This window comes from Sulfitobacter sp. (assembly GCF_041552635.1).
Lineage (GTDB): Bacteria > Pseudomonadota > Alphaproteobacteria > Rhodobacterales > Rhodobacteraceae > Sulfitobacter.
The window spans coordinates 1-10,708 of record NZ_JBFEKM010000145.1; the positions used below are offsets into that span (position 1 = coordinate 1).

At 55.5% G+C, this 10,708-nt stretch carries 11 protein-coding genes and 1 pseudogene; 7 read left to right on the forward strand and 5 right to left on the reverse strand.

The features are described from left to right. Positions 1–894, reverse strand: an 894-nt coding sequence (locus ABYT07_RS15595) for an ActS/PrrB/RegB family redox-sensitive histidine kinase (RefSeq protein WP_372992962.1), incomplete at its 3' end; no start/stop codon positions are given. Positions 895–994: 100 nt separating this feature from the next. Here ABYT07_RS15595 and ABYT07_RS15600 point away from each other — a divergent pair. Continuing rightward, complete coding sequence (locus ABYT07_RS15600) at positions 995–1,612, forward strand: SCO family protein (protein WP_372992963.1); 618 nt, start codon at positions 995–997, stop codon at positions 1,610–1,612. Between the two features lie 79 nt (positions 1,613–1,691). Further along, positions 1,692–2,243, forward strand: a complete 552-nt coding sequence (locus ABYT07_RS15605) for an ActR/PrrA/RegA family redox response regulator transcription factor (RefSeq protein WP_372992964.1) — start codon at positions 1,692–1,694, stop codon at positions 2,241–2,243. Positions 2,244–2,246: 3 nt separating this feature from the next. On the opposite strand, the gene ABYT07_RS15610 is transcribed toward ABYT07_RS15605, so the two are convergent. Further along, positions 2,247–2,732, reverse strand: a complete 486-nt coding sequence (locus ABYT07_RS15610) for an N-acetyltransferase family protein (protein WP_372992965.1) — start codon at positions 2,730–2,732, stop codon at positions 2,247–2,249. Continuing rightward, positions 2,732–3,325 (reverse strand): HD domain-containing protein, encoded by a 594-nt coding sequence (locus ABYT07_RS15615; protein WP_372992966.1) that lies wholly within the window; start codon positions 3,323–3,325, stop codon positions 2,732–2,734. The genes ABYT07_RS15610 and ABYT07_RS15615 overlap by 1 nt, the downstream gene beginning before the upstream one ends. Positions 3,326–3,468: 143 nt before the next feature. Here ABYT07_RS15615 and ahcY point away from each other — a divergent pair, with 143 nt between their 5' ends. Beyond that, a complete protein-coding gene (ahcY, locus tag ABYT07_RS15620) occupies positions 3,469–4,857 on the forward strand; it encodes an adenosylhomocysteinase (protein WP_372992967.1) in 1,389 nt (462 codons plus the stop codon). 71 nt (positions 4,858–4,928) lie between these two features. On the opposite strand, the gene ABYT07_RS15625 is transcribed toward ahcY, so the two are convergent. After that, a complete protein-coding gene (locus ABYT07_RS15625) occupies positions 4,929–5,651 on the reverse strand; it encodes an SDR family NAD(P)-dependent oxidoreductase (protein ID WP_372992968.1) in 723 nt (240 codons plus the stop codon). 97 nt (positions 5,652–5,748) lie between these two features. Between ABYT07_RS15625 and ABYT07_RS15630 the strand changes: the two genes are divergently transcribed. Continuing rightward, a complete protein-coding gene (locus ABYT07_RS15630) occupies positions 5,749–6,909 on the forward strand; it encodes a pyridoxal phosphate-dependent aminotransferase (protein ID WP_372992969.1) in 1,161 nt (386 codons plus the stop codon). Here ABYT07_RS15630 and ABYT07_RS15635 read toward each other — a convergent pair. Continuing rightward, positions 6,906–8,021 (reverse strand): aminotransferase class V-fold PLP-dependent enzyme, encoded by a 1,116-nt coding sequence (locus ABYT07_RS15635; protein ID WP_372992970.1) that lies wholly within the window; start codon positions 8,019–8,021, stop codon positions 6,906–6,908. The genes ABYT07_RS15630 and ABYT07_RS15635 overlap by 4 nt on opposite strands. Before the next feature lie 113 nt (positions 8,022–8,134). Between ABYT07_RS15635 and ABYT07_RS15640 the strand changes: the two genes are divergently transcribed. The 3 genes and pseudogenes from ABYT07_RS15640 to ABYT07_RS15650 form a co-directional block, all read left to right on the forward strand. Beyond that, the gene (locus tag ABYT07_RS15640; RefSeq protein WP_372992971.1) at positions 8,135–8,932 is read left to right on the forward strand and encodes a cyclase family protein; all 798 of its coding nucleotides are present in this window, start codon (positions 8,135–8,137) and stop codon (positions 8,930–8,932) included. A gap of 23 nt (positions 8,933–8,955) precedes the next feature. Then, on the forward strand, positions 8,956–9,435 hold the full coding sequence (locus ABYT07_RS15645) for a MarR family winged helix-turn-helix transcriptional regulator (protein WP_372992972.1): 480 nt from the start codon (positions 8,956–8,958) through the stop codon (positions 9,433–9,435). Between the two features lie 10 nt (positions 9,436–9,445). Then, positions 9,446–10,708, forward strand: a pseudogene (locus tag ABYT07_RS15650) (indolepyruvate ferredoxin oxidoreductase); the annotation flags it as partial.

A 10,708-nucleotide genomic window follows, 5' to 3' on the forward strand; every position in this document is an offset into this window, starting at 1 on the left:
GCCCCGTGCCCGATGGGGTTCGGCGGCTTCCTCTAAAACGGCCATCAAGGGTGCCTGACGCAGGTGCAAATCGTCTTTGCCGACGCGTCCCATATCGCGCAGAATGTCCCGACAACGATCCGCCTGATCACGGATCAATGCAGCGTCCTCTGCAAGTTCTGGGTTGTCTTGCAGTTCGTGCAGCAGCTCTGTGCTGGCCAGCTTGATCGTGGCAAGCGGTGTGCCCAGTTCATGCGCGGCCGCCGCGACGACACCGCCCAGATCGGTTAGTTTCTGTTCACGCGCCAGCGCCATTTGCGTGGCCGTCAAAGCATCTGACATCGAATGGATTTCGGTGGTGACCCGACGCGAATACGAGGTTGAAAACAAGATCGCGATGACCAGTGCAACCCAGTTCCCAAAGACGAATATCTGCGGGATCTCAAGCAAACCGCCGCTTTGTGTGATCAAGGGGAAATGAAAAATCGCCAATACAGTCGCCAGCGCAATCGCGGTGCTGCACAGCACGATGGTCGACCGCAAGCTAAGCGCAGTAGCTGAGATTGTGACCGGACCAAGCAGCAAAAGCGAAAACGGATTGTGCAACCCGCCTGTCAGGAAAAGCAAAAACCCGAGCTGCAACAGATCGAACATCACCATGGACAGGTTTTCATATTCAGACAGGCGCTTGTTCTCGGGAAAGACCAGGATAGCGACAAGGTTTCCGATCACGGAAGCCCCAACCGCAAAATAGCACAGGGCCAACTCAAGCTGTAATCCGTATATCCGGTCGGCCACGGTGATCGCCGTTAACTGGCCCGCGATTGCGACCCATCGCAGCACAATCATCGTGCGCAATCTGATCCAATTCGCACGTGTGCGTTCCCCTAAGGGCTTTAATGTCGCCTGCGTCATCGGCGCACCTTTTCAACTTTAACCATTTCAATGATATAGCCCAAGGTTAAGACTGCACCCAACTGTGATCAAGAGCGCGATTTCGCGCAGGAGACTGAAGATGAGACGCCTTTATGCAATCGCCGCCGTTGTCGTGGCACTCGGATTTCTTGCTGTAATGCTTTTTATGGGAAACCGACCAGAGACCAACGATAAATATGCCCAGTGCAAAAGCTCAACCATTGCAGGGGGCGCTGATCTGGGAGGGCCGTTTGAACTGGTAAATGCCCAAGGCCAGACGGTGACGGATGCGGATGTGATCACCGAGCCAAGCTTGATTTACTTCGGTTATACGTTCTGCCCCGATGTCTGCCCCTTGGATGTGGACCGTAACGCAAGTGCTGTTGATGTGCTGGCTGAACGGGGCATGTCGGTCACGCCGATCTTTATCTCGATCGATCCGGCGCGCGACACACCCGAGGTGGTCGGTGAATTTGCCGACAACATGCACCCCAAGATGATCGGCCTGACCGGATCCCCCGAACAGGTTGCCGCGGCAAGTGCGGCGTATCGGACGTATTACAAGGCACACGAGGCGGTGGATGACTATTATCTAGTGGACCATTCGACCTTTAGCTATCTGGTCATGCCCGGCGAAGGCTTTGTCGATTTCTTTCGGCGCGATGTAACGCCGGACCAAATGGCAGATAAAATTGGTTGTTTTATCGAAAATCAGTAGAAAATTTGACCAATGCCCTATGGTGACACATATCAATGGAATGAATGTGACACCAAATCAGATGGATGCGAGGCAAAACATGGCTGACAAAGCGCTTGATCTTGGCGAAGACCGCTCTTTGCTGCTTGTGGATGACGACGAACCATTTTTGCGGCGTCTGGCCAAAGCAATGGAAAAACGCGGTTTTGAAATTGAAACCGCAGGGTCTGTTGCTGCGGGTCGCGCCATCGCAACCGCGCGTCCGCCAGCCTATGCCGTGATTGATCTGCGGCTTGAAGACGGCAATGGTCTGGATGTCGTCGAAGTGCTGCGTGAAAAGCGCCCGGATGCGCGGGTCGTGGTGCTGACTGGGTACGGTGCGATTGCGACGGCTGTGGCTGCGGTCAAGATTGGTGCGACGGATTATCTGTCGAAACCCGCGGACGCCAACGACATCACTAACGCGCTTTTGGCGACGGGCGATGATCTGCCCCCGCCCCCTGATAACCCGATGAGCGCAGACCGCGTACGGTGGGAACATATTCAGCGCGTCTATGAGTTGTGCGATAGAAATGTGTCCGAAACCGCGCGCCGGCTAAGCATGCACAGGCGGACCTTGCAGCGCATTTTGGCGAAAAGATCCCCGCGTTAGGGTCTAAACGTCATATCTTTTGCTGATCTTGTTTACGATCTGACCTGACTCAAGCCTGACGCCTTCATCGAAATGCCAATCGCGAAAGCCACGGCTTTGGTAATAGGTCAGGCCGCCGGTATTGTCCGCGCGGATGGTCGCATTGATCCAGACATATCCCAGCTGTTTTGCCGCCGCTGCCGTGGCTTCAAACAAGGCCGATCCGATACCAAGCCCGGTACGCCCGACTTGAACAAACGTTGCCACATCGCAGGCCTCGGGCGGCAGGTTCGGGTGGGGGCCGATCCATTGGAAACCCACCACTTTCTCCACTTCGTCCAAGGCTACATGCCAGGCGCTTTGATCCGCATTCGACATCATCCATTCGTTCAGATCATCACCGGTCACCGGACGGGTAAGTGCTGTCGTTCCGCCGATCTTGATGATCTCGTTCAAGAGCCGCGCCATGTCGGGGGCATCCAGCGATATTGGCCGCCGTACCTTTGCCATCAAATTTCCTTTAGTAACGCATCATGCCGGGCTGTGAATTCAGTGCGCGTTTCAACGGGCGGGCGCAGCACGATGGACAAGCCTTCCATGATTTTTGTGTCGGGCCTGCCGAAAAACTTCGTTGCCTCGGCCGATGAAAAGCCAGCGATCTGCGTTGCTTCCATCCAGGCGCTGATTTTGTCGGCTTTTTTGATTTGTTGCTTAACGGTCTTGGGGATGGCAGCGGGCAAGCCGAACCTGATGTGAATGGCTGCTGTCAGACGATCATCCAGCGCGCCATAGCTGGGGCCAACAGCGGCTTTGACTGGCGAAATCATGTCGCCGATCACATATTCGGGGGCATCATGCAGCAAAGCAGCCAATTGCCATTTTGCGGGGGCCTTCGGGTTCATCCGGGTAAAAAGCGTCTCTACCAAAAGGGAATGTTCAGCCACGGAATAGGCATAGTCGCCATGGGTCTGCCCATTCCAACGCGCTACAAAGGCCAAGCCATGGGCGATATCTGCTATTTCGATATCGACGGGGGTCGGGTCCAGCAAGTCAAGCCTGCGCCCAGATAACATGCGTTGCCACGCGCGGGGCTGCTGCGCCATATGATCGCCTCCTCTTTCGCGAAATCGTTAATACAGACAATACATGACATGTGGTTTTCGCCGTGACGTCAACACCCGTTGAGATTGGACAGCGAAAGTGCTAGGCGCGTGTCAAATATTCGATGTTTGAAAAGGAACGCCAGATGGCCAACGATTATATCGTTAAAGACATTAACCTTGCTGCGTACGGCCGCAAGGAACTCGATATTGCTGAAACCGAAATGCCAGGCTTGATGGCCCTGCGTGCCGAATACGGCGAGAAAAAGCCGCTTAAAGGCGCGCGTATCGTTGGGTCGCTGCACATGACGATCCAGACGGCTGTTTTGATCGAAACGCTGGTTGAACTTGGTGCTGACGTGCGCTGGGCATCTTGCAACATCTTCTCGACCCAAGATCACGCGGCTGCTGCGATTGCTGCGGGCGGCACACCTGTTTTCGCGATCAAAGGCCAGTCCTTGACCGAGCATTGGGATTACCTTGATAAATCCTTCATGTTCGAAGATGGCCCGAACCTGATCCTTGACGATGGTGGCGATGCGACGTTGTACATTCTGCTGGGTGCCCGTGCCGAGGCTGGCGAAGACGTGATCGCCGTGCCAACATCCGAAGAAGAAGAAGCGATCAAGGTTCAGATCAAAAAGCGTATGGAAGCAAGCCCCGGCTGGTTCACCAAGATGCGCGATCAGATCAAAGGCGTTTCCGAGGAAACAACAACCGGCGTTCACCGCCTGTACGAACTGGTCAAGCAAGGCCAGCTGCCGTTCCCTGCGATCAACGTAAACGATTCAGTAACCAAGTCGAAGTTTGACAACAAATACGGTTGTAAGGAATCGCTGGTCGACGGCATCCGTCGCGCCACAGACACCATGATGGCCGGTAAAGTTGCTGTTGTTATGGGCTACGGCGATGTTGGCAAAGGGTCGGCAGCGTCGCTGGCTGGTGCAGGTGCCCGTGTCAAAGTCACCGAAGTCGATCCTATTTGCGCGTTGCAAGCCGCGATGGACGGTTTCGAAGTTGTGCTGCTGGAAGACGTGTTGGCAACCGCTGACATCTTTATCACCACCACAGGCAACAAGGACGTTATCCGGATCGAGCACATGCGCGAGATGAAGGATATGGCGATTGTTGGGAACATCGGTCATTTCGACAACGAAATCCAAGTTGCGTCGCTGAAGAACCACAAATGGACCAACATCAAAGAACAGGTCGACATGATCGAAATGCCAAGCGGCAATCGTTTGATCCTGCTGTCCGAAGGTCGTTTGCTGAACCTTGGCAACGCCACCGGCCACCCGTCCTTTGTGATGTCCGCGTCCTTTACCAACCAGGTTCTGGCGCAGATCGAACTTTGGGAAAACAACGGTCAGTACACAAACGAAGTGTACATCCTGCCCAAGCATCTGGACGAAAAAGTCGCACGTTTGCACCTCGACCGGATCGGCGTAAAGCTTACAAAGCTGAGCAACGAGCAGGCAGCCTATATTGGCGTGTCCGCCGATGGCCCGTTCAAGCCCGAGCATTATCGTTACTAATCAGGGTGTGGGGGAAACCCCACCCTTCGGCATCTTCAACGCCGCCCCGCAGAAATGTGAGGCGGCGTTTTTTATCTTACATCCCGCCCTTGGTTCAGGATTATCACGTTTCCGCTGGATATGTCTCCGGCGGGAGAGATCAGAAAACCAACCCATGCCGCGATCTCGGACGGTTGCATCGCGCGGCCGTGCGGCATTTGCGCGATGGCTTTTTCCAACACCTCTGCGCTGACCACACCGAACAACGGCGTTTCTGTCATGGCGGGCGCAATTGAATTCACGGCGATCTTGTCGGTCGCATAGCGCCGCGCCAGATCTTTCGTCAATGTATCCAACGCGGCCTTGGACGCACGATAATGCGGCGGATCAAACGCATCGAAATTATACGCCCCGTTCGAACTGATGTTCACGATTTTGCGGACGCCATCCCGCCCCGCCATCAATTTGATCGCCGCCTGACAGCAATGAAACGCGCCGGAAAAATTCAACGCCATCTGTTTTTCAAATTCGGCTTCGGGGATGTCGGGGAATTCCGACATGAAACAGGTGCCGGCGTTGTTCACCAAGGCATCAATGCCACTATGCTTTTGCTCGATCTGCGCGAAAGCTTGGGCGATGTCCTTGGCGTTGGTCAGGTCGACCGAGATGCCTTCGAAACTGTCGCCAAGCATGTCAGCCAGTCCGATCGGGTCGATGTCCAACCCGACGACGTGAAACCCGTCAGCAATCAGACGGTCCACGATGGCGCGCCCCATACCGCCTGCGGCCCCTGTAACTACTACAATTTTCTTCATTTCTACCCCCTCACCATTTGCGATTGGCTTTTCCAGCCCGACCGCGTTATCCAATTTAGATGTAAACGCATGTATTTTCCCATGCAAGGAGAGCAAGATGCCCATTCGCCCCGCCCGCAGGATCACCGATACCAGCCCCAAGAACTTTGGCATGTTCGCCAAAGCGGTGGCCATGACAGGCGACCTGATCCATCTTGAACTGGGCATGCCTGCCGAAGATACCCCCCAGCACATAAAAGACGCGACAATTGCAGCGCTTCAAGGTGGGGCTGTGCATTATTCTGACCTGCAAGGTCTGCCAGAACTGCGACACGCGCTGGCGGAAAAGCTGCGCCGGCAGAACAAGCTGGACGTGACTGCCGATAATGTGCTGATCACTAACGGACTGACCCAAGGGTCTTTTGCGGCCTTCATGGCGTTCCTAGATGATGGCGATGAGGCGCTGTTGCTGGCCCCATACTATCCCCAACATATCGGCAAGGCCGAGCTTGCAGGCGCCAAAGTCACCATTGCGCCCTTGGATGCGGCAAACGGGTTTTCCATCAATCGCGCCTTGATAGAGCCACATATTACCCCCGTAACCCGTGTGATTGCCCTGATAAATCCGTGTAATCCAACGGGGCGCGTCTATTCGAGAGCTGAGCTGCAGATTATCGCTGACCTTGCCCATGAATACGATTTGTTGGTGATTTCGGACGAGGTCTATGAAGAGATCACCTATGATGCCACCCATATCTCGATCGCGGCACTGCCGGGGATGAAAGAGCGGACGATTTCAATGTTCGCCTTTACCAAGGCCTATGCGATGGACGGTTGGCGTTTGGGGTATGTCGTTGCCGACAGCGCCCTGATGGGCCCGCTGATGAAGATCACGACCAATGAAGTGACCCATGTGAACACGTTTATCCAACATGGCGCACTTGCGGCTGTCACGGGGGACCCGTCGGTGTTGGCTGGCATGGTCGCCCGGGATCGCGAGCGGCGCGATCTGGTGGTGACGCGGTTAAATCAAATGCCCGGCGTTACCTGCGCTGCCGTTGAAGGGACGATATATGCCTTCCCGGATATCACAGCGACCGGGCTTACTGCGCAAACTTGTGCGGATCGTTTGCTTGAGGAAACCGGCGTGGTGGTCGAGGCAGGTAGCTTTTACGGTCAAGCCGGCGAAGGGCATCTGCGTGTCTGTTTCGGCTGTGCAGAGATTGACGTGCTGACCGACGCGATGGACCGGATGCAGCGCTTTTTCAACAGTCTCTAGATCAGGGGGTTGAGTGCCTGAAACAGCATTTCAACATGGGTTTGTGTCGTTATGGCACCCGGTGAAAGCCGCAAGATTTGCCCGCGGCAATCCACGTGAATTTGCTGGTGCCGTAGCTGAGTGACCAGAGTTTGCGTGTCAGTGTTGTCCGGCAGTTTCATCATCACCGATCCGCCGCGCTGCGCTGTGTCGCGCGGTGTGGCAAGTTGTATGCCCGCATTGTCAGCATGTTCGATGATCAGGTGTGTCAGGTCCCGGTTATGCGCCAGCAAATCAGGCTGCGCTGCATGCCATTTCAGCGCCGGAACAGACCCCAAGCATGCCATGACAGACGGCGTTCCATGGTCAAAGCGGCGGGCATCAGGGGCATAGTCAAATGCATCCAGATCCCATGAGAACGGATTATCTTGTGAAAACCAGCCCCGCAATTCGGGTGTAACCTGTTCAATCAGGTCATGGCGCATCTGAATGATACCGGCCCCCGGCGTGCCACAGAGCCACTTTAGACTGGTGGAAATCACGAAATCTGCCGGATGATCTTTTAGGGAAAATGGAATGATCCCAATCCCTTGGGTCAGGTCGATCCCGATCAGCGACCCCATATCGCGGCCATGGGCCAGCAAGGCTGTCAGGTCGCATCTGTGTGAACTGGTTGATGTGACAAAGGTCAAAAGGGCTAGGCCAACATCCGGCCCCCAAGCGTCCAGCATATCCTCATCACGGACCCAGAACTCTCCTGCTCGGATCGGGACTGTATGGAGGGTAAAGCCCATGCGGTCGGCCACCCCGTTCAGCAGGAAATGCAGTGATGGAAAACAATCTGCCGCGATCAGGACGCGTTTGCCGCGCAGACGATCTTTTGGCAGACCGCCAAGGATAGAAAACAGCGCAGTCGTGACGTTTTCGGCGCTGGTCAGGCTGTCCTTTGGCGCGTCTATCAATCTGCGCCAAAGGGACAGAAACTCGTGGCGCTGCCCAAGGACCTTGGGCCATTGTTCATCGTTGTATGCCCCCCAGATATCCGAGAAACCGGCAAGTGCGGTCGCCATGTCTTTTGCTTTGCCGGGGTATTGGCCAATCGAGTGGTATAGAAAATAAGCAGGATCAGTCATGGCACCCTCGTTTTGCTAGGCGCACTATGCCAGATGGGATTTTAGTTGCAAACGCATATAACGCTACCTAACATCTTCTTCCAACAACCGTGCCTTGGCACCCAAAGGGAGAGATGAAGATGAGCGGCGCAGACAGTCTGACGAACCTTGCCATGATGCTGGCCTCTGGCGGTGTCGAAGTGGTCGATTGCACGGGAATTCTGGGCCCGGATACGCCGATCCTTCAACTGCCCGAAGATTTTGCTAAGAATACCCCCAAGGTCGAGATTCACAAGATTAGTGAATATGACAATGATGGTCCGTTTTTCGCGTGGAACTGGATGAAACTGGGCGAGCATTCCGGTACGCATTTCGACGCCCCGCATCATTGGATCACCGGCAAGGATTATGAAGACGGCTTTACCGATACGCTGGATGTCCAGCGCTTGGTCGCGCCGGTGAATGTGATCGACTGCTCAAAGCAGTCCGCCGAGAACGAGGATTTCCTGCTGACCGCAGAGGGTGTCAAATCCTGGGAAGCCGTAAACGGTGAAATCGGCAAAGGCGAATGGGTCGTGATGCGCACCGATTGGGATAAACGTGCAAACGACGAGGCGAAATTCCTGAACGCTGACGAAACGGGCCCGCACAGCCCCGGTCCGACGCCCGATTGCATCGAATATCTGCTGTCCAAGGGGATCGTTGGCTGGGGGACCCAATGCATTGGTACCGACGCCGGTCAGGCTGGCGGGATGGAACCGGCATATCCGGCCCATAATCTGCTACACCGCGACAACTGCTTTGGTCTTGCGTCCCTTGCCAACCTCGACAAACTGCCAGCAAAGGGTGCCATTCTGATCGCCGCACCGCTAAAGATCCAGCGTGGCACAGGTAGCCCTATTCGGGCGCTTGCCTTGATCCCAAAGGGCTGAAGTGGCATGAGGAAAGGACGCAGATGACCAGCGCAGATACCGCTTTGGACCAAACCCATGAACTTGGGGATATGGGGTTGGACAACTTTGCGCCCTATCTGATGAACCGCATCATGGGCCGCTATAACGCCGCCTTGCAGGAAGAGATGGCCAAGCTGGGGTTAACCACGCCTCAGATGCGGTCCTTGGCGGTTTTGTCTGTGCGTGACGGCATCTTGATCCGCGAACTCGCGGTATATGCGGTTGTGCAGCAATCGACCCTAAGCCGCGGTTTGGACGCTTTGTCCCAAAGCGGTCTGATCCTGCGCGAACCCGACCCCGACGACAGCCGCGCCACCCGGATTTTCCTGACCGACGCCGGGCGTGCCGCATATCGGCAGCTTTGGCCCCATATGTCAGAGGCCTATCAGGCGATGTTCGCGGGTGTGTCCGATAGTGAAAAGAACGCCTTTGTCGGCACATTGCAAAAGATGTTGAAAAACATTCGCAAGCACGACTTCTGAAAGGAACCGGATGGCCGAACGATCCTTTAAAAAAGAGGTCGCACATCTGCGCAAAGGTGCAGGCGATACATTTACCGGAGAAGGCATTCTTGCCATCACCAAAGCTCTTTTGGAAAATGGTGTTGGCTATGTCGGCGGCTATCAAGGTGCGCCGATCAGCCATTTGATGGACGTTCTGGCCGATGCGCAGGATGTGCTGGGCGAACTGGGTGTCAGGTTCGAGGCGAACGCAAGCGAAGGGGCCGCCGCCGCGATGCTGGCTGCTTCTGTGCACTATCCGATCCGTGGTGCCGTGACGTTCAAGGGGCCGGTGGGCGTGAATGTTGCCTCTGACGCGCTGGCGAACCTCAGTTCGTCTGGCGTGACCGGTGGCGCGTTGGTGATCGTGGGCGAAGATTACGGCGAAGGGTCGTCGATCATGCAGGAGCGGTCCCATGCTTTTGCGATGAAGTCGCAATTCTGGATGCTGGACCCGCGCCCCAATCTGCCCAGCATCACCAAGGCCGTAAAAGACGGGTTTGAGTTGTCAGAGGCCAGCAATACCCCCGTCATGTTGATGGTGCGCATCCGGTCGTGCCATGTCACGGGCAGCTTTGAGACCCGCGATAACGTGCCGCCGCCGCTGACCGTGCGCGACGCACTTTCAAACCCGCGCAGTGACTTCGCCCGTGTCGTGCTCCCCCCGATGAGCTATCTGCATGAGCAGGATAAGATCAAGAACCGTTGGCCCGCGGCCGAGGCCTTTATCGTCGAAAACAAGCTGAACGAGGTCTTTGGCCCTGACCAAGCACCATTGGGGATTGTGGTGCAAGGTGGCATGTACAACGGTGTTGTTCGTGCGCTTCAGCGACTTGGGCTTGCCGATATTTATGGCAAAACCGATGTCCCGCTTTATGTTCTTAATGTGACATATCCTTTGGTCAGAGACGAAGTTGATCGGTTTTGTCAGGGCAAGGACCACGTCTTGGTGGTTGAAGAAGGCCAGCCGGAATTCATTGAACAGCAGCTTGGCAATTTCTTGTATAAATCCCGCAGCAGCGTGAATCTACATGGCAAGGACATGCTGCCGATGGCAGGGGAATATACCGGACAGGTAATGCTGGATGGCGTGACCGCGTTTTTGAAGAAAGCCGCGCCGGACATGTTGCCCGGTAACGTCCGCGCCCCGAACGCAGAGGCATCGCAGATCCCGGACCTGTCAAAAACGGTTCCGATCAGGCCACCGGGGTTTTGCACAGGGTGCCCCGAACGCCCCATATTTGCCGCGATGAAA

Coding starts and splice junctions, on each gene's coding strand:
- ABYT07_RS15640 (WP_372992971.1), top strand. CDS start 8,135: ATGAAGATGAGCGGCGCAGACAGTCTGACGAACCTTGCCATGATGCTG.
- ABYT07_RS15645 (WP_372992972.1), top strand. CDS start 8,956: ATGACCAGCGCAGATACCGCTTTGGACCAAACCCATGAACTTGGGGAT.
- ABYT07_RS15600 (WP_372992963.1), top strand. CDS start 995: ATGAGACGCCTTTATGCAATCGCCGCCGTTGTCGTGGCACTCGGATTT.
- ABYT07_RS15635 (WP_372992970.1), bottom strand. CDS start 8,021: ATGACTGATCCTGCTTATTTTCTATACCACTCGATTGGCCAATACCCC.
- ABYT07_RS15610 (WP_372992965.1), bottom strand. CDS start 2,732: ATGGCAAAGGTACGGCGGCCAATATCGCTGGATGCCCCCGACATGGCG.
- ahcY (WP_372992967.1), top strand. CDS start 3,469: ATGGCCAACGATTATATCGTTAAAGACATTAACCTTGCTGCGTACGGC.
- ABYT07_RS15630 (WP_372992969.1), top strand. CDS start 5,749: ATGCCCATTCGCCCCGCCCGCAGGATCACCGATACCAGCCCCAAGAAC.
- ABYT07_RS15625 (WP_372992968.1), bottom strand. CDS start 5,651: ATGAAGAAAATTGTAGTAGTTACAGGGGCCGCAGGCGGTATGGGGCGC.
- ABYT07_RS15615 (WP_372992966.1), bottom strand. CDS start 3,325: ATGGCGCAGCAGCCCCGCGCGTGGCAACGCATGTTATCTGGGCGCAGG.
- ABYT07_RS15605 (WP_372992964.1), top strand. CDS start 1,692: ATGGCTGACAAAGCGCTTGATCTTGGCGAAGACCGCTCTTTGCTGCTT.